Source organism: Streptomyces sp. NPDC050145 (assembly GCF_044460245.1).
Classification (GTDB): domain Bacteria; phylum Actinomycetota; class Actinomycetes; order Streptomycetales; family Streptomycetaceae; genus Streptomyces.
The window spans coordinates 73,537-100,453 of sequence record NZ_JBITJS010000015.1 but is presented as its reverse complement, the minus strand read 5'-3'; the positions used below and the strand labels follow the sequence as shown (position 1 = coordinate 100,453).

Genomic DNA, 26,917 nt, shown 5'->3' with positions numbered 1-26,917 from the left:
CAGGGGCGCGGGGCTGTGTCCGATCAGCGACTCCGTCGAGGGGCGCGACCGGCAAGCCCCTGGGGCGCACGGAGTGTGCCTTCAGGGGCGCGGGGCTGTGTCCGATCAGCGACTCCGTCGAGGGGCGCGACCGGCAAGCCCCTGGGGCGCACGGAGTGTGCCTTCAGGGGCGCGGGGAACTGCGCGACCAGCCACGACGACGCGGCACCCGGCGACGATCCTCGACCCCTACGGCGTCCACCCGGAACTCACCCAGCCCGCACAGACTCCCCCGCCCCCCGATCACACAGCCCGCACAGGCTCCCCGGCCCCCCGACGAATCACCAGAGCCATCAGCGCGGCGACCGCGCACAGGGCGCCCGACGCGTACCAGACGACGTCGTACGAGCCGAAGACGTCGCGGGCCACTCCGCCCAGGAACGCCACGACCGCCGCCCCCACCTGGTGGGACGCGAGGACCCAGCCGAAGACGATCGCCGAGTCCTCGCCGTAGTGCTCGCGGCACAGCGCGATCGTCGGCGGCACGGTGGCCACCCAGTCGAGCCCGTAGAAGACGATGAAGAACAGCATCGGCGGATGCACGCTCGGCGCCAGCAGGATGGGCAGGAAGAGCAGCGAGACGCCGCGCAGCGCGTAGTACACGGCCAGCAGCCGCCGCGCCGAGAACCGATCGGTGAACCAGCCGGAGGCGATCGTGCCGACGACGTCGAAGACCCCGATGACGGCGAGCAGCGAGGCCGCGGCGGTGACCGGCATGTGGTGGTCGTGCGCGGCGGGCACGAAGTGCGTCTTGACGAGCCCGTTCGTGGAGGCGCCGCAGATCGCGAAGGTCCCGGCGAGCAGCCAGAAGGGACCGGTGCGCGCGGCCCGGGCGAGCACGCCGACGGCCCGCCGCGCGGCCCCACGCACCGGTTCCGGCTTGGGCACGAACGCCTCGGCCCCGTACGGCTTCACGCCCACGTCGGCCGGGTGGTCCCGCAGGAGCAGCCACACGAAGGGGACGACCGCGAGCGCGGCGATCGCCACCGTGACGGCGGCCGGACGCCAGTCGTGCCGGGTGACGATCCAGGAGAGGAGGGGGAGGAAGACGAGCTGGCCGGAGGCGCCGGCCGCGGTGAGGATGCCGGTGACGAGGCCGCGCCGGGCCACGAACCAGCGGTTGGTGACGGTCGCCGCGAAGGCGAGCGCCATCGAGCCGCTGCCGAGGCCGACCAGCACGCCCCAGCACAGGACGAGTTGCCAGGCGCTGGTCATCCACACGGTGAGCAGGGATCCGGCCGCGATGACGGTGAGCGCCACCGCGACGACCTTGCGGATGCCGAACCGGTCCATGAGCGCGGCGGCGAACGGCGCCGTGACCCCGTAGAGGGCGAGGTTCACGGACACGGCGAAGCCGATCGTGCCGCGGGACCAGCCGAACTCCTCGTGGAGCGGCTCGATGAGCAGTCCGGGCAGGGAGGCGAAGGCGGCGGCGCCGATGATCGTCACGAAGGTGACCGCGGCCACGGCCCAGGCCCAGAAGGGCGCGCTGCCGCCACCGGAGGCGGCCCTGCCCGGGGCCGCTGAGTTCTGCGTAGTCGTCGTCACGGGGAAGATCCTGCGGCAGGGCGGCCCGCCGATCGAGTGGCCCGAATGACATCCTTCGTTAGGATCGGGCCATGACCGCTGACCGGCACCGTGTCGTCGTCCTCGCCCTCGACGGGGTCATCCCGTTCGAACTGGGCATCCCGCAGCGCATCTTCGGCCGCGCCCGCACCTCCGCGGGCGAGCCCTTGTACGAGGTCCTGACCTGCGGCGTCCGCGGGCCGGGCCCGGTGATGACGGACGCCGACTTCGCGATCCTCGTGGAGCACGGTCCGCAGGCGCTCGCCTCGGCGGACACGGTGATCGTCCCGGCCTCGTACGAGCTGGGGCCGGTCTACGAGGAGGGTCGGCTCACGCCCGAGCTGGCCGCGGCCCTCGCCCACGTCCGGCCCGGTACGCGCATGGTGTCGATCTGCACGGGCAGTTGGGTGCTCGCGGCGGCGGGGCTGCTCGACGGCCGGCCCGCGACGACGCACTGGGCGGACGCGGAGGCGTTCCAGCGGATGTTCCCCGCGGTGCGGGTGGACGCCGACGTGCTGTTCGTGGACGACGGCGACGTGCTGACCTCGGCCGGGGTGGCCGCCGGCATCGACCTGTGCCTGCACCTGGTGCGCCGCGACCACGGCGCGGCCGTCGCCAACGACGTGGCCCGCCGCACGGTCGTGCCGCCGCACCGCGACGGCGGCCAGGCCCAGTACGTGCACCGGCCGGTGCCCGAGCCGGGTCTCGCCTCCACGACCGCCGCCCGCGCCTGGGCGCTGGCCCGGCTGCACGAGCCGATCCAGCTGCGGGACATGGCGGAGCAGGAGTCCATGTCGGTGCGCACGTTCACCCGGCGCTTCCGCGAGGAGGTCGGGGTGAGCCCCGGCCAGTGGCTGACCGGGCAGCGCGTCGAGCGCGCCCGGCACCTCCTGGAGACCTCGGACCTGGGCATCGACCAGGTCGCCCGGGAGTCGGGATTCGGCACGGCCCAGTCGATGCGCCAGCATCTGCAGGCCGCGCTCGGCGTGACCCCGACCGCGTACCGCCGCACCTTCCACCGCTCGGCGGAAAGGGCGGCGGCCACATAGGGCCGGCGGTCACCTCTTGGGGCGGTAGTCCCCGATGTTCGGCATCGTGTTGTGCTGGGCGAACGCGTTGTACTGGTACTTGTCGCCGACCGCGCGGACCCGGCTGTCCTGCTCGATGCGCAGGCCCTCCGCGGTCTCCGTCGTACTGCCGCGCCGCAGGATCTTCCAGATCAGCAGGCCCGCCACGAGGCCGAGCACTCCGAACAGGACCAGGACCGTCACCATCGCGTACCCCCGTCTCCAGGGACGGGCCCCCGGCCCGCCCACCGTCCTTTCACGATAGGCGCCCCGGGTCAGAAGGTCAGTACGCCGCGTGCGACCCGGCCCGCCTCGGCGTCCTCGACCGCCTTGGCGAAGTCCTCGACCGGATAGGTGCGGGTCACCAACTCGTCGAGCAGCAGCCGCCCTTCGGCGTACAGGTCCGCGTAGAGCCGGATGTCGCGCTGGGGGCGCGAGGAGCCGTAGCGGCAGCCGAGGACCGACTTGTCGAGGAAGAGCTGGGCGGGCACGAAGGTGGCCTCCGCGTCGGCGGCCGGCATGCCGAGCAGGACGGCCTGGCCGTGCCGGTCGAGGAGGTCGATCGCGGCCCGGATCAGCGCGACGTGGCCCACGCACTCGAAGACGTGGTCGGCGCCGTCGGGCAGCACCTCGCGCACCTTCGCCAGGTCGGTGAGGAACTCGGTCGCCCCGAACTGCCGGGCCACCTCCTCCTTCGCCGGGTTGGTGTCCACCGCGACGATCTTCAACGCGCCCGCGATCCGGGCCCCTTGGAGGACGTTGAGGCCGACGCCGCCGGTGCCGATGACGACGACGGAGTCGCCGCGGTCGACCCGGGCCCGGTTGAGGACCGCGCCGACGCCGGTGAGGACGCCGCAGCCGATGAGCGCGGCCGAGGTCAGCGGTATCTCCTTCGGGATCTTCACCGCCTGGACGGCCTTGACGACGGTCCGCTCGGCGAACGCCGAGTTCGACGCGAACTGGAACAGCTTCCTGTCCCCGCGCGAGAACGGCTTGCCCGGCATCCCGATCGCCTTGCGGCACATCGTGGGCCGGCCCCGGTCGCACTCGGCGCAGGCCCCGCAGTTGGCGAGCGTGGACAGCGACACGTGGTCGCCGGGCTCCACGTGCGTCACCCCGGCCCCGATCGCCTCCACGACCCCGGCGCCCTCGTGCCCGAGCACGACCGGCCTCGGGAACGGGATCGTCCCGTCGATCACCGACAGGTCGCTGTGGCACAGCCCCGCCGCCGCGACCTTGACGAGCACCTCCCCGGGCCCCGGGTCGCGAATCTCCAAGTCGTCGACCACCACGGCCTGTTCGCCGTCGAACACCACACCCCGCATGACGCCTCCCTGACTGACTAGCCGCGACCGGCTTCTTCTCTGGGCAGGCCGAGCACGCGCTCGGCGATGATGTTGCGCTGGATCTCGTCGGAGCCGCCGTAGATGGTGTCGGCCCGGGTGAACAGGAACAGGCGCTGCTGCGCGTCGAGTTCGTACGGCTGATCCGGCGACCAGTCGGCGGGCCCGACGGCCGCCGCGGGCCCGCGCACGCGCAGCGCGAGCTCACCGAGCCGCTGGTGCCAGCCGCCCCACAGCAGCTTGGCCACGCTGGGCGCGCCCGCGGCCCCGGCGTCGTCGGCGCCGCCGAGCGTGCGCAGCGCGTGCCAGCGCATGGTGCGCAGCTCGGCCCACAGCCGTACGAGCCGGTCGGCGATCACCGGGTCGCCGACCGCGCCGGACTTCACGGCGGTGCGGGTCACCTCGCGCAGCTCTTCGGCGAAGCCGATCTGCTGGGCGAGCGTGGACACCCCCCGCTCGAAGCCGAGCAGCCCCATCGCGACCCGCCAGCCGCCGCCCTCCTCGCCGACGAGGTCCTCGGCGAGCGCCCCTTCGAAGAACACCTCGTTGAACTCGCTGGTGCCGGTGAGCTGCCGGATCGGCCGTACGTCGATCAGGCCCGGCTGGTCCATCGGCACGAGCAGGAACGACAGGCCGTGGTGGCGGCGCGAGCCCGGCTCGGTGCGGGCGAGCACGAAGCACCGGTCGGCCTCGTGCGCGAGCGAGGTCCACACCTTCTGCCCGGTGACCCGCCAGCGCCCGTCGGCGTCGCGCACCGCGGTGGTGCGCAGGGAGGCGAGGTCGGAGCCGGCGCCCGGCTCGCTGTAGCCCTGGCACCACAGCTCCTCGCCGCGCGCGATCGGCGGCAGATAGCGGCGCCGCTGCTCCTCGGTCCCGTACGCGAGGAGGGTGGGGGCGAGGAGGTTCTCGCCGATGTGGCCGTAGCGGCCCGGCGCCCGCACCCGCGCGTACTCCTCCGCCCATACGACCTGCCGGGTCAGCGAGGCGACCCGGTTGCCGTACCCGGACTCGCTCCAGCCGAGGCCGATCCAGCCGCCCTCGCCCAACTCGCGTTCCCAGGCGCGCCGTTCGGCGCCGCCCTCGTGCTCACTGCCCGGACCACCGCGCCCCACCGCGGCCGTGAACCGGCCGACGAGATGCTCCTCCAGCCAGCTCCGCACCTCCTGCCGGAAGGCCTCGTCCCCGTCCCCGAACCCGAACTCCACGCCGTCACCGCCTCCTCACGAGGATGGGTCTACTGGTTGGGCCGTTCCTTGGCCGCCGCCGCCCGCGCCATCTCCTCGAGCTTCGCGAGCATCGGCATCGGGTCGGTGCCGACGGTCCCGGGCAGGAAGTCGGCGATCTTCTCCGGCGTCCACGGCCCGTCCGCGTACCCGGCGCGCAGCTCGCGCGGCTGGGCCCACACGGCGATCTTCGGCCCGGCGACGGTGTAGACCTGCCCGGTGATCTTCTCCTCGCGGGCCCGCTCGCTGAGCAGGTAGACGACGAGCGCGGCCACGTCCTCGGGCTCGCCGATCTCCTTGAGCTCCATCGGCACGTTGGCCGACATGCGGGTACGGGCGACGGGCGCGACGGCGTTCGCGGTCACCCCGTACTTGTTGAGGCCGAGCGCGGCGCTGCGCACGAGCGAGATGATGCCGCCCTTGGCCGCGCTGTAGTTGGCCTGCGCGACGGAACCCTGGTGGTTGCCGCTGGTGAACCCGATGAGGGTGCCGGTCCCCTGCTTGCGCATGACCGCCGACGCGGCCCGGAAGACGGTGAAGGTGCCCTTCAGGTGGGTGGCGACGACCGGGTCCCATTCCTGCTCGGACATGTTGAACAGCATCCGCTCGCGCAGGATCCCGGCCACGCACACGACGCCGTCGAGCCGCCCGTACTCCTCGACGGCCACGTCGACGATCCGCTGCCCGCCCGCCATCGTGGACACGTCGTCGGCGACGGCGACGGCGGTGCCGCCGGCCGCCTCTATCTCCTTGACCACCCCGAGCGCCACCTCGGAGGTGGGTTCACCGCCCTCGATGGACACCCCGTAGTCGTTGACGATCACCTTCGCGCCCTGCTCGGCACAGGCGAGCGCGACGGCCCTCCCGATGCCCCGGCCCGCTCCGGTGACGGCCACGACCTTGCCAGCCAAGAAGTTCCCCACGCCCGGCCCCTTCCCGCAGTTTCTGACGACCCGTTAGATTTCCTTCGTTCGGATTCTACGACCCGTCAGACACCGGAACACAAGACCCGGGAGGCCCCGATGCCGCTGCCCGCCGAGTTCCACGACATCGCCAAACGCGTGAACAACTGGGGGCGTTGGGGGGAGGCCGACGAGATCGGGACCCTGAATCTGGTCACCGACGAGGTGGTCCGCCAGGCCGCCGCCGAGGTCCGCACGGGGCGCCGGGTGCCGCTCGCGCTGCCCCTCAAGGAGGACGGAGTGCAGTCGGGGCTCATCCCCGGCCGCATCAACCCGTTCCACACGATGGTGCAGATCAACCAGCAGATCTTCGGCCCCGAGACCGTCGCCACCAGCGACGACGCGGTGACCATGGGCCTCCAGGCGGCCACCCACTGGGACGCCCTCACCCATGTCTCGCACTCGGGCCGCATCTACAACGGCCGCTCCGCCGACACGATCACGGCGCACCGCGGCTCCGAGTTCAGCGGCATCGACAAGATCCCGCACATCGTCTCGCGCGGGGTGCTGCTGGATGTCGCGGCGGCGAAGGGGCTCGACCGGCTGCCCGGCGACCACGCGGTCACCCCTCAGGACCTCGACGAGGCGGCGGAGTTCGGGCGGGTCACGGTGCGCTCCGGCGACATCGTCCTGGTCCGCACCGGTCAGATCCAGGTCTACCTGGCCGGCGACAAGCACGGCTACGGGTATCCGTCACCGGGGCTGTCCGTCCACACGCCCGAGTGGTTCCACGCCCGTGACGTGGCGGCCGTCGCCAACGACACCCTCACCTTCGAGATCTTCCCCCCGGAGATAGAGAACCTCTGGCTCCCCGTCCACGCCCTCGACCTCGTCGAGATGGGCATGCTCCAGGGCCAGAACTGGAACCTGGAATCCCTGTCCACAGCCTGTGGAGAAGCGGGGCGCTACGCGTTCCTCCTGACCGCCATGCCAGAACCCTTCCAGGGCGCGACGGGCACGCCGGTGGCCCCGGTCGCGGTGTTCTAGGTCGGAATTCCGGCTCTCCCGCCGCGGGGGCTGGTCGCGCAGTTCCCCGCGCCCCTGGAGATGCGCACTTCGTGCGCCATCTCCATCGGGGCGTCGGCGCATCGGGGAAATGCGCCCGAAGGGCATACATTTCAGGGGCGCGGGGAACTGCGCGAGAAGCCCCACCGGCCCGCACGCGGCAGCGAACCGCACAGGGCAGACGCACACCCGCCCCACCCTCAGGCAGACGCCCCCACCACGGTCCCGCCACCCACAGGCGCCCCCGCGCCGGGGACCCGTTCAAGCTCCACCCAGATCGCCTTGCCGGCCCCCTCGGGCCGCCACCCCCAGCGATCCGCCAGCACATCCACCAGCTCCAGGCCCCGCCCGTTCGTCTCGGACCCCTCCGCATGCCGCGGCGCCGGCGGCCGCGAACTCACGTCGGCCACCTCCACCCGCACCACACCCGAGCCCACCGGCAGCGCGAGCCGGAGCACCGCGGGGCGCCCCGTGTGCACCACGGCGTTCGTCACGAGCTCGGACACGAGGAGGATCAGCGTCTCGGCCACCGGCTCATCGGCCTCTATCCCCGCCCCGGCGAACCGTGAACGCGCCCACCTGCGAGCCCGACCCACTTCCGCGGGGTCGGCCCCGACCTCCAGCTGAACCTGAAGCACCTGCACCGCTCACACCATCCGAATCCGGCGGGACCGTTGGAGTTCTGCCTCGCGCCACTGACCACACTGGCCACGGAGCGGGATCACGGACCGTGATCCCCGTACAGCACAGCATGGTTGACGTACAGTCACCTCAACAAGCGCTTCGGGCATATTCCAGCGCGAAGGAGTACGCGTGCGGCATACTGTGCGACGCGTCTCGCAGGGGGTCGAACAGGCGGGCACGTGGCTCCGCCCTGCACCGCGAACGGCGGGCAACCCGGGGCCCGGAGCCACCTCACCGGCGACACCGGCACAGACGCCCGGGTTCAGCACCACTCGCATCTGCCACAAGGTACCGGAGCCGGGGGCCGACTCCATGCCGTGACGAGCCCCGCGAAGGACACAACCCGATATCGGACGCACCGTCACTCTCCGTACGGCACAGGCCCTGACGCCAGAGCCTGACCCACCGCCCCGCACCGCGCGCCCGCCCCGCCGGATCACAGCGCCGCCGCCAGCACCTCCTCCGCGTCTCGCGCGCTGCCCGCGAGCCCGGCCCGCACCCACGCCCGCTTCAGGTGGAGATGGACGTCGGCCTCCCAGGTGAAGCCCATGCCGCCGTGCACCTGGAGGCAGTCCCGCGCCCCCCGCACCGCGGCCTCGTCGGCGAGCAGCCGGGCCGCCGCGACCTCGACGGGGTCCCGGGTGACGGCCGCCGCGTACACGGCGGCCCGCGCCACCTCCACCCGCACGAGCAGGTCCGCGCACAGGTGTTTGACGGCCTGGAACGCCCCGATCGGCTGCCCGAACTGTTCGCGCTGCCGGGCGTACCCGACCGCCATCTCCAGGGTGCGGCCCGCCGAGCCGAGCTGTTCGGCCGCGTACAGCAGCGTCGCCTCCTGCGGTACGGGAGCCTCGGCGGGGACGCGGTGCAGCGGGGTGAGCGGGTCCACGGAGTCCGTCGCCACGGCCCCCTCCGCGTCCCCGCGTACGAGGTCCGCCGCGTCGGCCCAGGGCAGCAGCGCCCCGTACGGGCAGGTCACGACGGTCTCGCCGGTCGCGGCGCCCGGCACCTCGCCGGCCGCGAGGAACGTGGCGACGAGGGGGCCCGGCACCAGCGCCCGGCCCAGTTCCTCGAACACCACGACGGCCTCCGGCAGTCCGAGTCCGACGCCGCCCGCCGCCTCCGGCAGGCACAGGCCGAAGAGTCCGGCCTGCGCGAGCTCCGTCCACAGGTCCCGGTCGAGTGCGCCGGGCCGGTCCACGGCCGCGCGCAGCGCGTCGCGCCCGAACCGTCCGTCGAGCAGCTCTCGGATGCCCGTACGCAAGGCCCGTTGTTCTTCGGTCAGTTGGAAGTGCACGCCTACCGGCCCCCCTTGGGCAGTCCGAGGATCCGCTCGGCCACGATGTTGCGCTGGATCTGCGAGGTGCCGGCGGCGATCGTGTACGACAGCGAGGACAGCCGGTCGAAGGTCCACTCCTGCCCCGCGTCGAGAGCGCCGGGCCCGAGCACGTCGGCGGCGACGTCGAAGAGCTTCTGCCGCGCGTGCGAGTACCGCAGCTTGAAGACGGAGCCGCCGACCCCGGGCACCCCGCCGGTGGCCTGCGCCTCGCTGACGTTCCACTGCGTGAGCCGCCACAGGGCGCTGAACTCGGCGTTCAGCATGGCCAGTTCGCGGCGCAGTACGGCGTCGTCCCAGCGGCCCGACTTGCGGGCGTGCGCGGCGAGTTCGCCGAGGACGCGGCGGCAGGCGACGACCTCGCCGACGAACGCGGTGCCGCGCTCGAAGGACAGGGTCACCATGGTGACGCGCCAGCCGTCGTTCTCCTCGCCGACCCGGTTGCCGACCGGGATCCGTACCTCGTCGAGGAACATCTCGGCGAACTCGGTGGACCCGGCGAGCGTGCGCAGCGGCCGCACGGTGATGCCCGGGGCGTCCATCGGCATCGCGAGCCAGGTGATGCCGCGGTGCTTGGGCGCGTCCGGGTCGGTGCGCACGAGCAGCTCGCACCAGTCGGCGACCTCGGCGTGCGAGGTCCATATCTTGGAGCCGCTGACGACGTAGTGGTCGCCCTCGCGGCGGGCGCGGGTGCGCAGGGCGGCCAGGTCGGAGCCGGCGTCGGGCTCGCTGAAGCCCTGGCACCAGACCTCGTCGCCGCGCAGCACGGGCTGCAGCCAGCGCTCCTTCTGCGCGTCGGTGCCCTCGGCGGCGATGGTCGGCCCGGCGTGCAGAAGCCCGACGAAGTTGGCGCCGACGTACGGGGCGCCCGCCTTCTCGGTCTCCTCCAGGAAGATCAGCCGGGTGGTCGGTGAGGCGCCCCAGTGCACGTCCCCGTACCCGGCGTCGTGCAGGCGCCGCTGCCAGCCGGTGTCATAGGCGCGCCGGCCCGGCCAGTCGGTGGCCGCCGGTCGGGGCGGCAGCGCGGGCAGCGTCCCGCTCAGCCATTCCCGCAGCCGGGCCCGGAAGTCCTCTTCCTCTTCGGTGTAGGTGAGATCCACGGCCCGCCCCCGTCACTTGTCGAGGTCGAGGTCGAGCATGCGGATGGCGTTGCCGCGCATCAGCTTGTAGATCGTCTCGTCGTCGAGGCCCTTGACGTGGTCGAGGGCGACCTCCTTGGTGTTCGGGAAGGTCGAGTCGACGTGCGGGTAGTCGGTCTCGAAGGTGGCGTTGTCGCGCCCGACGACGTCGAGCGAGGCGACGCCGTGCTTGTCGCGGAAGAAGCAGCAGAACATCTGCCGGTAGTAGTACGTGGACGGCGGCTCCGGGATCAGGTCGCGCACCCCGCCCCAGGCGCGGTGCTCCTCCCACACGTCGTCGGCGCGCTCCAGGGCGTACGGGATCCAGCCCATCTGGCCCTCGCTGTAGGCGAGCTTGAGCCGCGGGAACTTGACGAGGACGCCGCTGAAGAGGAAGTCCATCATCGAGGCCATGGCGTTGTTGAAGCTCAGCGAGGCCTGGACGGCGGGCGGCGCGTCGGGGGACGCGGCGGGCATCTGGGAGGAGGACCCGATGTGCATGTTCACGACGGTGCCGGTCTCCTGGCACGCGGCGAAGAACGGGTCCCAGTACCCGGAGTGGATGGACGGCAGGCCGAGGTGGGTCGGGATCTCGGAGAAGGTGACGGCGCGCACGCCGCGGGCCGCGTTGCGGTGGATCTCGGCCACGGCGAGGTCGATGTCCCACAGCGGGATGATGCACAGCGGGATGAGGCGCCCGCCGCTGTCGCCGCACCACTCCTCGACCATCCAGTCGTTGTAGGCGCGCACGCAGGCGAGCGCGACCTCCTTGTCCTTGGCCTCGGCGAAGGTCTGGCCGCAGAAGCGCGGGAAGGTCGGGAAGCAGAGGCTGGCCTCGACGTGATTGAGGTCCATGTCCGCGAGCCGCGCCTTCGGGTCCCAGCACCCGCGGCGCATCTCGGCCCTGGTGATGCCCTCCAGGGTCATGTCGTCGCGGTCGAAGCCGACGGCGGCGATGTTGCGCTTGTACGGGAACTTGAGGTCCTCGTAGATCCACCAGTCGGTGGGCGGACCGTCGGGGTCCATCGTGATCTGGTACTTGCCGGCGACGTACGCGAGCTCGCCGATGCCCGCGGTGAGCGCCTTCGGGCCGCGGTCCCGGTACTTCGCCGGCAGCCAGGTCTCGAAGAGATGGGCCGGTTCGATCACATGGTCGTCGACACTGACGATGCGCGGCAGTTCCGTCATGGGAAACCCCTCAGCTCCGGTGGCCCGCTGGCCCGTTATCTGATGACCCGTCAGATGGAAGGCTAGCTCCGCACCCCTGGACCGACAAGAAGCACGGGCTTACGCTCTGCCCCGTATCTGACTCACCGTCAGCTCAGGGGCCGGCGGGCCGGCCAATTCGGTTCTCGCTCCCGCTCCCGCTCTTGCTCTCGCTCTCGTTCTCTTTCTCGTTCGCGTTCGTAGGGGGTCACCGCACATGACGGACACCGCACACGCTCTGGGCGCCGCCCGCACCCTGTGGGAGCTGGTGGAGCGCCGCGCCGCCCTCACCCCCGACCGGCCCGTCCTGCTCCAGGGCGACCGCACGCTGACGTTCGGGCAGCTCAGAGACCGTGCCGAGCGCGTCGCGGCCGGCCTGTACGAGCGCGGCGTACGCCCCGGCAGCGTCGTCGCCTGGCAGTTGCCCACCCGCATCGAGACGGCCCTGCTCTCCTTCGCCCTGGCCCGCCTCGGCGCCGTCCAGAGCCCGGTCATCCCCTTCTACCGGGACCGCGAGGTCGGCTTCGCGCTGCGCGAGTCGGGCGCCGAGTTCTTCGCGACCCCGGGCGTGTGGCGGGGCTTCGACCACACCGCGATGGCGCACCGGCTCGGCGCGCGCGGCGTCTTCGAGGCCTACGCGGACCTGCCCGAGGCCGACCCCTCGGTCCTGCCCCCGCCGCCCGCCGACGGCACGACGGTCCGCTGGATCTACTGGACCTCCGGCACGACCTCCGACCCCAAGGGCGTCCTGCACACCGACCGCTCCCTCATCGCGGGCGGCTCCTGCCTCGCCCACGCCCTGCACCTCACCGAGTCCGACGTGGGCTCCATGGCGTTCCCGTACGCGCACATAGCGGGCCCGGACTACACCGTGATGCTGCTCCTGTACGGCTTCCCGGCCGTCATGTTCGAGCAGTTCGCGCTGCCCGACGCGCTGGACGAGTACCGGCGCCACGGGGTGACCGTCGCCGGCGGCTCGACCGCCTTCTACTCCATGTTCCTGACGGAACAGCGCAAGACCCCGGAGTCGAAACTGATCCCGACCCTGCGCCTCCTGGCGGGCGGCGGCGCCCCCAAGCCCCCCGAGATCTACCACTCCGTGGTCCGCGAGATGGACGTCCAGCTCACGCACGGGTACGGCATGACCGAGGTCCCGATGATCACGATGGGCGCCCCGGACGACACGCCGGAGAACCTGGCCACGACGGAGGGCCGCCCGCCGTCCGGCATGTCCATCCGCGTCGTCGACGACGAGGGCAAGGAGGTCCCCGCGGGCGTCGACGGCGAGGTCCGCCTGCGCGGCGAGGCCGTCTGCCAGGGCTATCTGAACCCGGCCCAGAGCGCGGAGGCCTTCGACGCCGACGGCTACCTCGTCACCGGTGACCTCGGCCACGTCCTGCCCACCGGCCACCTCGTCCTCACCGGCCGCGCGAAGGACATCATCATCCGCAAGGGCGAGAACATCTCCGCGAAGGAGATCGAGGACCTCCTCCACGCCCACCCCGCGGTCCAGGACGCCGCGGTCATCGGCCTCCCCGACACGGAGCGCGGCGAGCGGGTGTGCGCGGTGCTCGAACTACGCCCCGACGCCCCCGAACCGACCCTCCCCGACCTGACCGCCTACCTACGCGCCGAGGGCCTCTCCACCTTCAAACTCCCCGAACAACTGGAGATCCTCCCGACCCTCCCCCGCAACGAAACCCTCCGCAAAACCCTCAAGTACAAACTCCGGGAACAGTTCACGGCGTAACGCCAACGCCCCTGGGGCGCACGGAGTGTGCCGTCCAGGGGCGCGGGGCTGTACCCGATCAGCGACTCCGTCGCGGGGGCGCGACCAACCGGGCCCCTGGGGCACGCGGAGCGTGCCTTCAGGGGCGCGGGGAACTGCGCGACCAGCCACGACGAGACGTGCGGCCGGCGACGAAATGGCCGGAGTTGCGGCGCGTGGAGGGGCCCGCCTACTCCGGGACCGTGAAATAGCGGGCGAAACCGTCGACCGCCTCGTCCTCCGAGATCCGCCCGTCCCCATCGGCGTCGAGCGCAGCGACAGCCGCGGACGTCACCCCCGCCTCGACCCCGAGCACCTTCAACACCCGCTCCGCATCCCCGCCGGCCAGATCCCCCGCCCCGCCGGCGACGGCAATCGCCCCGCGCAGGAACGGCCGGGCGATCTCGGCGAACCGCCCCGGGTTGTCCCGCAGCCGCTTCACCGCCCCGGTGACGAACTCCTCCCGGGTCACCCGCTGGTCCCCGTCCACATCGGCGATCCCGGCCATCCCCTGCCAGAAGGCCTCGGCCCCGGCGAACAGCGCCTGCCCGCGCTCGGAACGGGCGGGAACACCAAACTCGGCGAGCAGCGCCTTGGCCGCGACATAGAAGTCCTCGCGGTCGATGTAGCCGTTCCCGTCCTGATCGAACCCCGCGAACCGGCTCGCGATCCTCCGCTCGTCCATGCTCCTGGGCCGCCTCTCACATCGGTGGGGTTTCCGCATCGGAGCGTACGACGAAGAGCCGCACCGGGACGCCGAAGTGCGGGGGTTGTGTCAAGACGGGGAAGAATCCGGGACGTAAGACCGACAGGGCCGGCCAGGACAGGGGCTGTTTCCGGCCAGAGTGTCAGGCCGACAGCGGCTGAGCCCCGTCGTCCGTGGCGGCGGCCACGTCCGGGTACACGTCGAAGAGCCGGCGCACACCGAGCGCCCCGAGCACACGGTTCACATGCGAACCGTCCACCGCCCCCTGCGCGGGCAGGATCAGCCGCAGCCGCCCCCGGCAGGAGCGGATCAGCCGCCGGGCGGCGATCAGCACACCGACCCCGCTGGAATCGCAGAACAGCACGTCGGAGAGGTCGAGGACCAGACTGCGCCGACCGTCGGCCACGGCATCGTGCACCCGCTGACGCAGCGCCGGGGACGTCACCAGGTCCATCTCGCCGGACACCGACACGACGGCCCAGTCGCCTCGCACTCCCTCATTCACCCTGAGCGCCACACGCCACGCCTTCCTGCTCCTACGTCATTCCTGCGCGGCTGCCCTGCCCTACACGGGCCGAAACACCCACGGGCAACACCACCGACACCCTTGCAGGCCTATCACATATGAGCTGCTTAAACCCCAGCCGCCCACAACCCGCCCGATTCGGTCACACTTCGCCGGAGGCCCGGCTCTTTATCACCGCCTGCCGTAGGACAGCACACAATGCGGTAAAGGCGCGTGCTCAGGCGGTGTGCCGGACTACCTTTGGGTAGCAGGCAGGCAGTACAGGTGCCCGTACAGGACCGGTACACGGCACAACACAGCACGGCACAGCACGGCACGACGGGCAGTCGGTGAGGGGGCCTCATGCCCAAGGACACTCCGTCCCGCTGGGACCGGAGGATGCAGCAGCGGCTCGCGCACGGCGAGGCCGCGGCCCTCGGCGAGCTCTACGACCGCTTCGCATCCCTGGTCCACGGCCTCGCCCACCGCGTCCTGGACGACGAGGACGCCGCCGACCAGATCACCCGCGAGGTCTTCACCCGCGTCTGGGAGAACCCGGAGGCGTACGACCCGCGACAGGGCCCGCTGCGCTCGTTCGTCGCGACGCTCGCCCACCGCCAGGCCGTGCAGCGACTGCGCCAGACCGAGTCGGCGGCGCTGGTGCGCAGCGGCTGCGGCACCACCGAGGACCTGGAGCGCAAGGTGCGCCGTGCCTCCGCGGCCGCCCGCGCGGACTACATCGTGACCTCGATGCCCGCCCCGCTCAGGGCCGCGCTCGAACTGGCGTACTTCCAGCGGCGTGACTACCGCCAGACCGCCGCCGACCTCGGCGTCACCGAGGACGAGGCCCGCCGCCGGCTCCGGCTCGGCCTGCAGCTGCTGTCCACGGCCCACGACAGCGGCATCCCCCCGGGCGGCTACGGGAGGCCCGCGTGAGCGGCGCCGGCGGGCCGGACCGCTTCGACCCCTACGACCCGCGCGACGACGGGCCCGAGGGCCGGTCCGGCGCGGGCGGGGCCCGGGGCGGCGCCGCCCGCATACCGACGCCGCGCTCCTCCGTCGAGGACACCGGCCGCCCGCTGCCCGACCTGCCCGCACCGGAGCCGCTCGTGCTCGAGCACCGGGTCCTCAAGTCGCTGCTCGGCGCCTGGGCCCTCGCCGCCTGCTCCCCCGAGGAGGCGGCCGCCGTCGAGGACCATCTCGGCGGCTGCGGCGCCTGCGCCGAGGAGGCGCTGCGACTGCGGGACGCGGTCGGGCTGCTGCACGCCGACGAGTCCCTCGACCTGGACCCGCTGCTGCGGGCCCGCGTCCTGGAGGGCTGCCTCTCCCGGCGCCCCGCCCGCATCCCGGTCCCGTCCTGGGCGACCCCGTTCGACGCGGAGACCGCCCGCCTCGACGCGCTCCTGAAGGACTTCGGCGACGGGGAGTGGCACGCGCCGGTGCGGCTGCGCTGGTACGAGGGGGACGAGCAGCTCAGCCGCAAGACGACCGTCGCGGGTGTCATAGCGCATCTGATCAGCGTCGACGGCCTGGTCGCCCGCGCCCTCGGCCTCGACGACCCGCTCGGCCCGCCCGCCCCGCCGCAGACGCTCGGCCCCGCCGCACGCACGGAGGCGCTCTGGCAGGCCTCGCACTTCCCGCCGACGCGGGCGGTACGGGCGCCGTGGCGGGAGCAGGCCCATGAGCTGATCCGCACGGTGTCGTTCGCCGGGTCGGACGGCGAGGGCGGCGGCGGCTCGGGGCAACTCCCCGTCTCGTACGGCGACTTCACGCTGTCACTGCGGGACGCGATGGCGGACCGGGCGTTCGAGTGCTGGGTGCACGCGGGGGACATCGCGGACGCGGTCGACTACCCGTACGAGGCGCCGGCGCCGAAGCATCTGCACCGGATGATCGACCTGGCGGCGCGGATGCTGCCCGACGCTCTTGCCGCACGGGGGCGGGACCGGGACCTGGCCGCCTCGGGGCGAGTACTGCGGCTGGAGGTCGAGGGGGCCGGGGGTGGTCAGTGGCTCATCCCGCTCGACCCGTCCGGTGCCGAGGGGGCCGACGAGGTGGCGCATGTCGCGCTCGACGGGGTGGAGTTCTGCCGCCTCGCCGCGGGTCGCGTCCCGCCCGCCGAAGCGGCGGCCGGCTCCGTGGGCGACCGCGCCGCGATCATGGATGTCCTGACCGCGACGGCGGGCTTGAGCCGTATGTGAGTGCGGCTCCGGTGGGGGCTGGTCGCGCAGTTCCCCGCGCCCCTATGGAGATGCGCACTTCGTGCGCTATCTCCATAGGGGCGTCGGCGCATCGGGGAAATGCGACCCGAAGGGTCTGCATTTCAGGGGCGCGGGGAACTGCGCGACCAGCCCCCACGCACCCGCAGCCCGCGACGAAACGCTAGGCGAAGACCACAGTGCGGCGCCCGTCCAGCAGAACGCGCCGCTCCGCATGCCACTTGACGGCCCGCGCCAGCGCCTGGCACTCGACGTCCCGCCCCACCGCGACAAGCTGATCCGGCGTGACCTCGTGCCCGACCCGCTCGACCTCCTGCTCGATGATCGGGCCCTCGTCGAGATCGGCGGTGACATAGTGCGCGGTCGCCCCGATGAGCTTCACACCCCGCGCATGCGCCTGGTGATACGGCTTCGCGCCCTTGAAGCTCGGCAGGAACGAGTGGTGGATGTTGATGATCCGCCCGCTGAGCTGCTTGCACAGGTCGTCCGAGAGGACCTGCATGTACCGGGCGAGCACGACGAGCTCGACACCCTCGGAGCGGACGAGCTCCAGCAGCTGCGCCTCGGCCGCCGCCTTGGTGTCCTTCGTCACGGGGATGTGGCGGAAGGGGATGTCGTAGGAGGCGACGAGCTCGGCGAAGTCCGTGTGGTTGGAGACGACCGCCACGATGTCGACGGGCAGCGCCCCGATCCGCGCCCGGAACAGCAGGTCGTTCAGGCAGTGCCCGAACTTGCTGACCATGAGCACGACCTTCATCCGGTCGGAGGCCCGGTGGATCTGCCAGTCCATCTGGAACGAGTCGCCGATCGCGGCGAAGCTGGCCCGCAGCTTCTCCACGGTGACCGGCGCGTCCGCGCTGAAGTGGACCCGCATGAAGAACAGTCCCGTGTCGTGGTCACCGAACTGCTGGCTGTCCTCGATGTTGCAGCCGGTCATGAAGAGATAGCTCGACACGGCGTGCACGATGCCCTGCTTGTCGGGGCACGAAAGCGTGAGGACGTACTGCTCGGAGCCGGAAACAGGTGCGGACTGCGCATTCATAGAGGCAAGGTTCGCACAAGGCCGGGCGACGGTGAGACGCCATCCCGAGGAACGGACCTCAAGGCCGGCACCCGGCGACCGTACCTAAGCCGCCCGCGTCATGATCCGCAGAACCTCGAGCGTCCGAGGAGCCGCGTCGGGATCGTCCTCGTCACTCGCGGCCAGCCGGACGTGCGCCTCCCGGGACGCGGCCACCGCCTCGGCCCACTCCGGGTGATCGAGATACGCGGAGACGGGAGCGTCCGGCCCGACCTGGTGCATGATCCGCAGCACCCGCAGCACCGCCGCGTCGACGAGCACGGCCTCCTGCGCGTCACGGAAGATCGTCCCCACGTACTTCTCGGCGGACCAGTTGTCGAGCCAGGTGTCCTCGACGAGGCGGTACACGGCATCGGTCACGTCCCCGTACCCGTCCACACCGGCGAGCCAGACCTCCCGCTGGAAGACCGGGTCCGAGAGCATGTGCAGCGCGGAGCGCACATTGCTGCGCCAGCGCCACCACGGCATGTCGTTGAGTGGCATGCCGCCCATTTTCGTGGAGCGACGGCCGCGGCGGGAAGAGTTCTCCGAGCTTTGCACGGTCATCGATCGTACGTCCCGGGCCGCAGCGGCCCGATCGGCCCCCGTAATTCACCTCCGCGTCACCAACCGTTGACCACAGGTCACCGGCTGGTTAGGCATGCGGCGGAATCGTGCAGGAACATGACCGGCCGGCGACAGACCTCCATCAAGCGCACCTTCACCGCTCTCTCCGCAGTCGTCACGGGCGGCGCCCTGGTCGCCGGTTGCGGCCTGATCCCTGGAGCCACGGGGGGCTCCGGGGATCGGACCGTGACGGTGATGACCTGGGCACCCGAGAAGACCGACGCGACGAACATGCCCGGAATGCCCGCCATGGCCCGCGCCTACGCCCGCTGGACCAACGCGCACGGCGGCCTCGGCGGACGCAGGCTCCGGGTTCTGACCTGCAACGACCACGACGACAGCGTGGGCGCCGCGAAGTGCGCCCGCAGGGCCGCCGACGCGGGCGCCGTCGCCGTCGTCGGCTCGTACAGCCAGCACGGGCGGGCGTTCCTGTCCCCGCTGGAGTCCGCGGGGATCCCGTACATCGGCGGGTACGGGACGACCGACGCCGAGTTCACGAGCCCGCTGTCCTATCCCGTCAACGGCGGCCAGGCCGCCCTGCTCGCCGGGAACGGGCGGCAGCTCGCCGAGCGCTGCGCGCGCACCGTCCTGGTACGGCCCGACACGATCGCGGGCGACGAGCTGGTGCCGCTCCTGAACGCGGGGCTCGCCGAGCGCGACCGGGGCGCGGTCGCCGACCTGCGCGCGCCCGAGGACGCCACCGACTACGGCGGCAAGGCCCGCGAGGCCCTGACCACGGCGAGCTCCGCCGGACTCGGCCGCGAGGGCTGCGTCGCGGCGGTCCTCGGCGAGCGCACCAACACGTTCTTCGACTCGTTCCGCCGCCTGCGCGAGAGCTATCCGGCGGTGCGCACGGCGACGGTCCTGGGCAGCATCGACCAGTCCACGATCAACCGCACCGGCGGCGCGAGCAGCCCGTACGAGGGCGCGTACGTGACCGGCTGGTACCCGGCCTCGGACGACGCCCGCTGGGACGGGATGAAGCGCGTGATCAAGGAGCAGGCCTTCGACGACAACCGGATCGACCCGGCGGACGCGGGCGTGCAGACCACCTGGATCGCGTACGAGGTGCTGCGGCAGGCCGTCGGGTCACTCGGGGACGGCGAGGTGACGGCCCGGGCGGTCAGCTCGGCGCTCGACGACGGCCTTCAGGTGAACACGGGTGGGCTGACCCCGCCGCTGCGCTGGGGCTACGACCACATGTCCGACGCGGGCGACTTCCCGCGCCTGGTCAACGCGCGCGTCACGTTCCAGCGGGTCGAGAAGGGCCGCCTCGTGGCGACCCGGAAGACGGCGGTGGACCTGACGCGGACCCTCGCGAAGGCCTCCTGAGCCACCGCCCGGACCGGGGCACCGGCCCGCCGCCGTCCCGTCAGAGTCAGAGTCAGAGTCAGAGCTGGACGGCGGTGCGGCGGGTCAGCTGGTACTGGTCCGCGATCTCGTTCCAGATCTTCGCGGCCTGGTTCTTCTGCGTGGAGGCCGTCACGCTGGCCCGGTCACCGGCACGGCGCTGCGGCGTCGGCCGGGCGTGGCCCTTCTGGCAGCCCTTCTTGCCGGCGACCTGGTCGCCCCAGGCCGCGTAGTGGCTGTCCGCCGAGGCGGACGCCTTCCAGGCGCTGGTCAGGGCGGCCTTGAGCTCCGCGTTCTTCGGCAGCTTGTCGATGGCCAGGCCGTTCAGGCGGGTCACCAGGCCGTTGCGCTGGCCGGCCGCGTCGCGCAGGTCCTTGGAGGACTGCGGCAGGGCCTTGCACGCGCCGATGTTGGCGACGGCGCGGACCACGGAGTCGCGGCTGTTGTTGGAGTCGGCGAGCAGCTTGTCGAGCGCGACGGCCTGCTCCTTGGCCGGGTCCACGCTCGGCGAGGCCTCGGCCGGGGCCGACGAGGCGTCGGAGACGGTCTTGGTCTGCTCGGTCTTGTCGTCGTCCGGGCCGCCGCCGATGAGGGCGCCCGCGCCGATGCCGACGACGAGCAGGCCGACACCGATGGCCGCGACCATCGGCAGCTTGGACCCGGTACGGGCCTTGCGCCGGGACGGCTCGGGCTCGTACGTGTCCTGGTACTGCGGGGCCGCGGGCTGCTGCGGCGGGCCCTGCTGGTGGGCGTGCGGGTCGAACCGCGGCATCTGCTGCGTGGCCCCGGCCGCGCTCTCCGGCTCCGTACGGAAGAGGGCGTCGAACTCGGCGGGCGGCTGACGGTCGCCCGGGGCGCCGGGGCGGATGCCGTAGGCCGGCTCCTGGGGGCCGCCGGGGACGGGGGCTATGTACTGGGTGGCCTCGCTGTCGGAGGGGCCGCCGGGCACCGCGTCGGGCAGGGCGCCCGGCATAGGCTGCCGGTTCACGGCGCGGCCCAGGAACTGGGTGGCGTCGGCGGCGGGCTGCTCGGGCGGCAGCGGGGCGGCGGCCGAGGGCTGCTGCGCGGCGACGGGCGCGATGTACTGCGTGGCGTCACCGTCGTAGGCGGCGCCGGCCGGAGCGGCGGGCGGCAGCGGGCCCGCACCGGGCATCTGCGGAGGCGGCAGCTGCTGGGCCTGCGGCTGCGGCGGGATCTGCGGGGCCTGAGGCTGGTGCGGCAGCTGCTGGGCCTGCGGCTGCTGCGGCAGACGGGGAGGCTGCTGGGCCTGCGGCTGCTGCGTCCCGTACGGCTGCTGCGGTATCTGCTGAGGCTGGGGCTGCGGCTGCGGCGCCCCGTACGCCTGCTGCGGCATATGAGGGGACTGCGGCTGCTGCGGCACGTGGGGAGGCTGCTGGGCCTGCGGCTGCTGGGCGGGCGGCATCCCGGCCCCACCGTGCTGCTGCGCCTCGGGCCTGCCCCACTCGTAGGACGGCATCGGACCCGCGTCCTGCGCCTGCTGCGACTGCGGTCCCCAGGGCTGGCCCCAGGGCGCGGCACCGGCCGGACCGGCGGGCGCGGCCGGAGGCGTCGGGTCGCCGTAGGTGCCCGGCATCAGGGGCTCGGAGCCGTCGGCGGGCAGCACGACACCCTCGTGCGCCTGTCGGGCCTGCGGAAGGTGCGGGCCCTCGCCCTGTCCGCCCTGGCCGTTCTGGCCGCTGTGCTGCGTCACCGGGACTCCTACGATGGGGGAAGTCGGAATCGTCGGCTCACGCTACCGGGTCCTCGCACGCCCGTGCTACGCACCTCAAATCCCGAGAACCTCCCCCGTGACGGGAGTAACAAAACCGGCCCCGGTGACGCTGTTGTGGGCTTCAGGCCGCCTGCAGCTCCACGCGCGCCCCGAACTCCCGTACCACCGGCTCCTCCCGGTACGGCTCGAGCCGCGCCCTGAGGTCCTCCAGATACTCCGCGCCGCGGTTCGAGCGCAGGGTGTTGAGGAGTTCGACGGCCCGAAGTCCCGTGTGGCAGGCCTGTTCCACCTCGCGCTGCTGCACCTGGGCCGTCGCCAGGAGCACGAGCCCGATCGCGCGACGCCTGGCCTTCGACGCGGGAAGCCCGTCCAACGCCTCGCGCGCACACCGCTCCGCGTCCCGCCCCTGCCCCAAGTCCCGGTGACAGTGCGCCAGTTCGTCGGCGAGATAGGCGGGCCCGAAGTGCCCGATCCACGCCGGGTCGTCACCGGAACCGCTCTGCCCCTCGGCCCGTTCCATCGCGGCGAGCGCCCGCCCGATCGAACCGTGCGCGGACCGCTCGTCCCCGAGCAGGGCGTGACCGCGCGCTTCGGCGGCGTGGAACATCGCCTCCGCGCGCGGTGTGACCCGCCCGCGCGCCCCCTCCTGAGCCGCGCGGGCGAGCTGGGAGATCTCCCGCGGATTGCCGAGCTGCGCGGCCAGATGACTCATCGACGCGGCGAGCACGTACCCGCCGTAGCCGCGGTCACCGGCCGCCTGCGCGAGCCGCAGGGACTGGATGTAGTAGCGCTGGGCGAGCCCCGGCTGCCCCGTGTCGACGGCCATGTACCCGGCCAGCTCCGTCAACCGGGCGACGGACGCGAACAGTTCACGCCCCACCGCTTCCCGGTACGAGCCCGCGAGCAGCCCGCTCACCACACTGTTCAGGTAGTGCACCACCACCGGGCGCACGTGCCCGCTGCCGTACTGGTGGTCCAGATCGGTCAGCGCCTGCGTCATCGCGCGCACGGCACCCACGTCCGACACCCCGACCCGCGGCCCCGCGGACCGCGCGACCTGCGAGTCCGGTACGGAGATCAGCCAGTCCCTGCTGGGCTCGACGAGCGCGGACGAGGCCACGGCCGAGCCCGACAGGAAGTCCCGCCGCCCCACGTCACTGCGCCACAGCTCACACACCTGCTCGATGGCGCCGAGCACCGTCGGCGAGAACTGCAGACCGACACCGGAGGCCAGGTTCTTCCCGTTGGCCATGCCGATCTCGTCGATGGTGACCGTGCGGCCGAGCTTGCGGCCCAGAGCCTCGGCGATGATGCCGGGCGCCCGGCCGCGCGGCTGCTGCCCGCGCAGCCACCGGGCCACCGACGTCTTGTCGTAGCGCAGGTCGAGTCCGTGCTCGGACCCGCACATGTTGACCCGGCGGGCCAGGCCGGCGTTGGAACAGCCCGCCTCCTGGATGAGCGCCTGCAGCCGTTCGTTGGGCTGTCGCGCGACGAGAGGCCGTGCGGCCATGACGTAACCCCCTGCTGTGCCCGTCCGGGTGGCCGGCTGTGCGGATCACGGCCGGTCGTGAAATGACTGCCCTGTCCGAAAGGGGAAGATGCACCACATTCACGTATCAATAGGGAGGAACCAGGCCAGGCATGACGTGCGGCGGTCCGGCCCGTCCCCCGATGACTACCCCTCCCCCGCTGCCGTCCCGCCCGCGCGCCCCCGACCGTGCACCCATGCGCCCCACGTGCGGGAACGATGCTCCGGAGCCACCCGTACGTGCCCCCGTAACCCCAGCTGACGGCGGGAGTTGAGAACGTCGTGGAAGAGACCATCGCAGGCACCTCGGACGTCACGTCACCCGTCACCTCACCTGTCACCCCCACCGGGCAGATCCCGCCCCAGCGCGGTGAATCCCTCCTGGAAACGGCCGTGCGCTACGCGGAAGAACGGCACTGGGACGTGTTCCCCGGCACCTGGCTGGAGTTCGAGCAGGGCGTGCAGCGCTGCTCGTGCGACGACGCCGCGTGCCCCACGCCCGGCGCGCACGCCGCGCGGCCCGACTGGGCGACCCAGGCGACCGGGAGCGCGACCGGCGCACGCCGCCTGTGGTCCAAACACCCCAAGGCGTCGATCCTTCTTCCCACCGGCCGCACCTTCGACGCCATCGACGTGCCCGAGACCGCCGGGTTCCTGGCGCTGGCCCGCATGGAACGCATGGAGCTCACCCTCGGCCCCGTGACCTGCACGCCCGACCGCCGCATGCAGTTCTTCGTGCTGCCCGGTGCCGCCGCCAAGGTCCCCGACCTCGTACGGAAGTTGGGCTGGCCGCCGGCCTCCCTCGACCTCGTCACCCTCGGCGAGGGCCAGTACGTGGCCGCGCCGCCGACCCGCTTCGGCAGCCAGGGTGCCGTGCAGTGGGCCTGCCGGCCGACCGCCGCGAACCGGTGGCTGCCCGACGCCGAGGAGCTCGTCTCCCCGCTCGCCTACGCGTGCGGGCGCGAAGGGCGCCGCCCGTAGGGACGGGCCCGTGCCACCTCCCTGTGCCCCGCCCTTGGTCGACGTATCGTGCCCAGACGTAAAGGCCGTCCCGGACCCGGACGCAGCCGCACGCGCTCCCGCACGACGACGCCGATGAAGGGCGGGCACAGTTGACCGACGCAGCCGTGGACGCGGCCGTACGCGTCCACGACCTCTGGAAGTCCTTCGGCCGGCAGACCGCCGTCGCCGGGATCGAACTCGCACTGCCCGCAGGCCGGTTCATCGGCCTCGTCGGCCCCAACGGGGCGGGCAAGACCACCACCCTCTCCATGATCACCGGCCTGCTCCGGCCCGACCGCGGCACCGTGCACGTCGCCGGGCACGACGTCTGGGCCGACCCCGCCGAGGTCAAGGCCCGCATCGGGGTGCTGCCCGAGGGACTGCGCCTCTTCGAACGCCTCTCGGGACGCGAACTCCTCGCCTACACCGGGCGCTTGCGGGGGCTGCCCGGCGCCGAGGTCGACCGGCGGGCCGCCGGACTCCTCGACGTCCTCGACCTCGCCGGCGCCCAGCACAAACTCGTCGTCGACTACTCGACCGGCATGCGCAAGAAGATCGGCCTCGCCGCCGCGCTCCTCCACAACCCCGAAGTCCTCTTTCTCGACGAGCCCTTCGAAGGCGTCGACCCCGTGTCGGCCCAGACGATCCGCGGCGTCCTCGAACGCTTCACCCGGTCCGGGGCGACCGTCGTCTTCTCCTCGCACGTGATGGAACTGGTGGAGTCGCTGTGCGACTGGGTCGCCGTGATGGCCGCGGGCCGGATCCGGGCGCAGGGGCCGCTCGCGGACGTGAAGGGCGACGCGGGGTCCCTGCAGGAAGCCTTCCTGGAGCTGGTCGGCGCCACCGGGAGCCCGACCGGGGCCTCCCTGGACTGGCTCGGCGGGGGCGGGGCGGCTCGGTGACCAGGGTTCTCGTCGGGCTCAAATGGGCGCTGCTGCGCAACGGACTGCGGCAGTCGGCGGGGCGGCGGGTGGCCTACGCGGTGTCCGCGCTGGTCTCGGTGCTGTTCGGGGCCCTCGTCGTCCTCGGCCTCGTACTCCTCCACGGGAACCGGCACGCGCCCACCGTCGGCATCGTCCTGCTCGCGCTGCTCGCACTGGGCTGGGCCGTCTTCCCGTTGTTCTTCCCGAGCGGCGACGAGACCCTCGACCCGACCCGGCTCGTCATGCTGCCGCTGCGCCCGGACCCTCTCGTCCGCGGCCTCCTCGTCGCCTCCCTCGTCGGGATCGGCCCCCTGTTCACCCTGTGCCTGACGGCCGGGGCGGCGTACGCGGTCGGGCACGGGGCGGCGTCCACCGCGGGCGCCCTGCTCGCCGTACCGCTCGCCGTCCTCGTCTGTGTCGCCCTGGCCCGCGCCGTCGCCGCCGCCAACACCCGCCTGCTGACCAGCCGCAAGGGCCGCGACCTCGCCGTGCTCAGCGGCCTCGTCATCGCGATCGGCGCCCAGCTCGTCAACTTCGGCGCCCAGCGGCTCGGCCGCGCCGGCGGTCTCGGCGCGCTCGACCCGGCGGCGGACGTCCTGCGCTGGGTGCCCCCGGCGTCCGCGATCGGCGCGGTCGAGGCGGCGGGCCGCGGCGCGTACGGCACGGCCGCCGCGCAACTCGCCCTCAGCGCCGCCGCACTGGCCGCGCTGCTCCTCGTGTGGCGGCGCGCGCTGACCCGCCTGATGACGGCGCCGGACGGCTCGACGCTCCAGGCCGCGGAGCCCACCCGCCGCGCGGGCACCCGGCGCCGCCTGTTCCCCGACGGCCGCACCGGCACCGTCATGGAACGCAGCCTGCGCTACGTGTGGCGCGACCCGAAGACCAAAGCCGCCTGGATCACGTCCCTGGCCATCGGCCTGATCGTCCCCGTGTTCAACGCCCTCCAGGGCACCGGCTCCGCCTACTTCGCGTGCTTCGCCTCGGGCATGCTCGGCATCCAGATGTACAACCAGTTCGGCCAGGACACGTCCGCGTTCTGGATGGTCGCCGCGACGATCGCCTCCCCGCGCGACGCCTACGCGGAACTGCGCGCCCGCGCCCTCGCCCTGCTCGTGATCACACTGCCCTACGCGACCCTGGTCACCGTCCTCACCAGCGCCCTGCTGGGCACCTGGCACGACCTCCCCGAGGTGCTCGGCCTCTCCTTCGCCCTGCTCGGGGCGATGCTGGCCACCGGCGCGTGGACCTCGGCCCGCTTCCCCTACTCGATCCCGCAGGAGGGCTACAAGAACGTCGCTCCCGGCCAGGCGGGCCTCGCCTGGATAGCGATCTTCGGCGGCATGGTCGCGGCGGCCGTCCTGTGCGCCCCGGTCCTCGCGCTGACGATCGCCCTGCACGCGACGGACCACACCGACCGGTCCTGGCTGCTCCTCCCGGTGGGCGCGGCCTACGGCACCGCCGCAACCGTCCTGGGCCTGCGCCTGGCGGCCCCCCGCACCGCGGACCGCCTCCCGGAGATCCTCACGGCGGTCGGCAAAGGCTGACCCTACGAAGACTTCGCAGACCCCGTAGCCCCCCTGAAACGCAGGCGACCCGCGAGCCTGGTTCCTCCCGTACGAGACGGTCGGAAGCCGGCCGGACGTACCGGCGGCTCGCGGGTCGGGTGACTGCTTGGGAATGGGGCCGGCTGCGCGCGTGCACACGCGCGGGTCCGGCGCCGAATTCGAAATGCGACGTCGGGCCGCTAGCCCGCAGTCACCTCACGCGTCCGGAATGCATACATCTGCCGAACCACCTCCCTTCGTGTGTACGGCCCACCCTAAGGACCCCTCTGGACCCCTTCAACCCTTTTTCCGTCGCCGCCCCCGGTCCGAAGTCGGCCAGGAAGTTGACGGAACATTGTGTGGGGTGCGTCACGTTCAAGTTGAATGAGGTGGAGGGGGTGCCA

The 26,917-nt window shown here is 72.5% G+C and carries 24 protein-coding genes; 9 read left to right on the top strand and 15 right to left on the bottom strand.

The annotated features are described in order from the left end of the window. Positions 1-282: 282 nt before the first annotated feature. Positions 283-1,587, bottom strand: coding sequence for an MFS transporter (locus tag ACIBTU_RS28190; protein WP_399129311.1), 1,305 nt, complete (start codon positions 1,585-1,587; stop codon positions 283-285). 71 nt (positions 1,588-1,658) lie between these two features. Between ACIBTU_RS28190 and ACIBTU_RS28185 the strand changes: the two genes are divergently transcribed. Further along, positions 1,659-2,654, top strand: a complete 996-nt coding sequence (locus ACIBTU_RS28185) for a GlxA family transcriptional regulator (RefSeq protein WP_399129310.1) — start codon at positions 1,659-1,661, stop codon at positions 2,652-2,654. 9 nt (positions 2,655-2,663) lie between these two features. On the opposite strand, the gene ACIBTU_RS28180 is transcribed toward ACIBTU_RS28185, so the two are convergent. The 4 genes from ACIBTU_RS28180 to ACIBTU_RS28165 all read right to left on the bottom strand — a co-directional run bounded on the left by ACIBTU_RS28180 (position 2,664) and on the right by ACIBTU_RS28165 (position 6,161). Then, a complete protein-coding gene (locus ACIBTU_RS28180; RefSeq protein WP_399129309.1) occupies positions 2,664-2,879 on the bottom strand; it encodes a hypothetical protein in 216 nt (71 codons plus the stop codon). 68 nt (positions 2,880-2,947) lie between these two features. Further along, positions 2,948-3,997, bottom strand: a complete 1,050-nt coding sequence (locus tag ACIBTU_RS28175; RefSeq protein WP_399129308.1) for a Zn-dependent alcohol dehydrogenase — start codon at positions 3,995-3,997, stop codon at positions 2,948-2,950. A 17-nt stretch (positions 3,998-4,014) separates the two neighbouring features. Then, positions 4,015-5,220 carry an acyl-CoA dehydrogenase family protein gene (locus ACIBTU_RS28170; protein WP_399129306.1) on the bottom strand — a complete coding sequence of 402 codons (1,206 nt, stop codon included), beginning with the start codon at positions 5,218-5,220 and terminating at the stop codon, positions 4,015-4,017. A gap of 29 nt (positions 5,221-5,249) precedes the next feature. Further along, positions 5,250-6,161, bottom strand: coding sequence for an SDR family oxidoreductase (locus ACIBTU_RS28165; protein WP_399129305.1), 912 nt, complete (start codon positions 6,159-6,161; stop codon positions 5,250-5,252). A 99-nt stretch (positions 6,162-6,260) separates the two neighbouring features. Here ACIBTU_RS28165 and ACIBTU_RS28160 point away from each other — a divergent pair, with 99 nt between their 5' ends. Then, positions 6,261-7,187, top strand: a complete 927-nt coding sequence (locus ACIBTU_RS28160) for a cyclase family protein (protein WP_399129304.1) — start codon at positions 6,261-6,263, stop codon at positions 7,185-7,187. Between the two features lie 218 nt (positions 7,188-7,405). On the opposite strand, the gene ACIBTU_RS28155 is transcribed toward ACIBTU_RS28160, so the two are convergent. The 4 genes from ACIBTU_RS28155 to ACIBTU_RS28140 all read right to left on the bottom strand — a co-directional run bounded on the left by ACIBTU_RS28155 (position 7,406) and on the right by ACIBTU_RS28140 (position 11,531). Continuing rightward, positions 7,406-7,849, bottom strand: coding sequence for an ATP-binding protein (locus tag ACIBTU_RS28155; protein ID WP_399129303.1), 444 nt, complete (start codon positions 7,847-7,849; stop codon positions 7,406-7,408). A gap of 476 nt (positions 7,850-8,325) precedes the next feature. Then, positions 8,326-9,186, bottom strand: coding sequence for an acyl-CoA dehydrogenase family protein (locus ACIBTU_RS28150; protein ID WP_399129302.1), 861 nt, complete (start codon positions 9,184-9,186; stop codon positions 8,326-8,328). Between the two features lie 2 nt (positions 9,187-9,188). Then, a complete protein-coding gene (locus tag ACIBTU_RS28145) occupies positions 9,189-10,325 on the bottom strand; it encodes an acyl-CoA dehydrogenase family protein (RefSeq protein WP_399129301.1) in 1,137 nt (378 codons plus the stop codon). A gap of 12 nt (positions 10,326-10,337) precedes the next feature. Further along, a complete protein-coding gene (locus ACIBTU_RS28140; protein ID WP_399129299.1) occupies positions 10,338-11,531 on the bottom strand; it encodes an amidohydrolase family protein in 1,194 nt (397 codons plus the stop codon). Between the two features lie 235 nt (positions 11,532-11,766). On the opposite strand from ACIBTU_RS28140, the gene ACIBTU_RS28135 reads away from it, so the two are divergent. Further along, positions 11,767-13,299 carry a class I adenylate-forming enzyme family protein gene (locus ACIBTU_RS28135; RefSeq protein WP_399129298.1) on the top strand — a complete coding sequence of 511 codons (1,533 nt, stop codon included), beginning with the start codon at positions 11,767-11,769 and terminating at the stop codon, positions 13,297-13,299. Positions 13,300-13,507: 208 nt separating this feature from the next. Here the strand turns inward: ACIBTU_RS28135 and ACIBTU_RS28130 are convergent, their stop codons facing one another. After that, positions 13,508-14,002: an EF-hand domain-containing protein gene (locus ACIBTU_RS28130; RefSeq protein WP_399129297.1), complete on the bottom strand. Its 495-nt coding sequence runs from the start codon at positions 14,000-14,002 to the stop codon at positions 13,508-13,510. A gap of 163 nt (positions 14,003-14,165) precedes the next feature. Beyond that, on the bottom strand, positions 14,166-14,540 hold the full coding sequence (locus tag ACIBTU_RS28125; protein ID WP_399129296.1) for an STAS domain-containing protein: 375 nt from the start codon (positions 14,538-14,540) through the stop codon (positions 14,166-14,168). 351 nt (positions 14,541-14,891) lie between these two features. On the opposite strand from ACIBTU_RS28125, the gene ACIBTU_RS28120 reads away from it, so the two are divergent. Together ACIBTU_RS28120 and ACIBTU_RS28115 are read left to right on the top strand one after the other, a co-directional pair. After that, positions 14,892-15,464 carry a sigma-70 family RNA polymerase sigma factor gene (locus ACIBTU_RS28120; RefSeq protein ID WP_188337555.1) on the top strand — a complete coding sequence of 191 codons (573 nt, stop codon included), beginning with the start codon at positions 14,892-14,894 and terminating at the stop codon, positions 15,462-15,464. Next, the gene (locus ACIBTU_RS28115; RefSeq protein ID WP_399129295.1) at positions 15,461-16,729 is read left to right on the top strand and encodes a zf-HC2 domain-containing protein; all 1,269 of its coding nucleotides are present in this window, start codon (positions 15,461-15,463) and stop codon (positions 16,727-16,729) included. The genes ACIBTU_RS28120 and ACIBTU_RS28115 overlap by 4 nt, the downstream gene beginning before the upstream one ends. Before the next feature lie 181 nt (positions 16,730-16,910). Here ACIBTU_RS28115 and purU read toward each other — a convergent pair whose 3' ends face one another. Together purU and ACIBTU_RS28105 are read right to left on the bottom strand one after the other, a co-directional pair. Next, the gene (purU, locus tag ACIBTU_RS28110) at positions 16,911-17,789 is read right to left on the bottom strand and encodes a formyltetrahydrofolate deformylase (RefSeq protein ID WP_399129294.1); all 879 of its coding nucleotides are present in this window, start codon (positions 17,787-17,789) and stop codon (positions 16,911-16,913) included. 84 nt (positions 17,790-17,873) lie between these two features. Further along, complete coding sequence (locus ACIBTU_RS28105; protein WP_399129293.1) at positions 17,874-18,374, bottom strand: hypothetical protein; 501 nt, start codon at positions 18,372-18,374, stop codon at positions 17,874-17,876. Between the two features lie 117 nt (positions 18,375-18,491). Here ACIBTU_RS28105 and ACIBTU_RS28100 point away from each other — a divergent pair, with 117 nt between their 5' ends. Next, the gene (locus tag ACIBTU_RS28100) at positions 18,492-19,766 is read left to right on the top strand and encodes an ABC transporter substrate-binding protein (protein WP_399129292.1); all 1,275 of its coding nucleotides are present in this window, start codon (positions 18,492-18,494) and stop codon (positions 19,764-19,766) included. A 58-nt stretch (positions 19,767-19,824) separates the two neighbouring features. On the opposite strand, the gene ACIBTU_RS28095 is transcribed toward ACIBTU_RS28100, so the two are convergent. Together ACIBTU_RS28095 and ACIBTU_RS28090 are read right to left on the bottom strand one after the other, a co-directional pair. Then, on the bottom strand, positions 19,825-21,495 hold the full coding sequence (locus ACIBTU_RS28095) for a hypothetical protein (protein WP_399129291.1): 1,671 nt from the start codon (positions 21,493-21,495) through the stop codon (positions 19,825-19,827). A gap of 142 nt (positions 21,496-21,637) precedes the next feature. Then, positions 21,638-23,026: a transcriptional regulator gene (locus tag ACIBTU_RS28090; RefSeq protein WP_399129290.1), complete on the bottom strand. Its 1,389-nt coding sequence runs from the start codon at positions 23,024-23,026 to the stop codon at positions 21,638-21,640. Positions 23,027-23,326: 300 nt separating this feature from the next. Here ACIBTU_RS28090 and ACIBTU_RS28085 point away from each other — a divergent pair, with 300 nt between their 5' ends. The 3 genes from ACIBTU_RS28085 (at position 23,327) to ACIBTU_RS28075 (ending at position 26,513) form a co-directional block, all read left to right on the top strand. Continuing rightward, positions 23,327-24,025, top strand: coding sequence for a bifunctional DNA primase/polymerase (locus tag ACIBTU_RS28085; RefSeq protein ID WP_399129289.1), 699 nt, complete (start codon positions 23,327-23,329; stop codon positions 24,023-24,025). Between the two features lie 131 nt (positions 24,026-24,156). Beyond that, complete coding sequence (locus tag ACIBTU_RS28080) at positions 24,157-24,948, top strand: ABC transporter ATP-binding protein (protein WP_399129288.1); 792 nt, start codon at positions 24,157-24,159, stop codon at positions 24,946-24,948. Then, complete coding sequence (locus ACIBTU_RS28075) at positions 24,945-26,513, top strand: transporter (protein ID WP_399129286.1); 1,569 nt, start codon at positions 24,945-24,947, stop codon at positions 26,511-26,513. The genes ACIBTU_RS28080 and ACIBTU_RS28075 overlap by 4 nt, the downstream gene beginning before the upstream one ends. Positions 26,514-26,917: the final 404 nt, after the last annotated feature.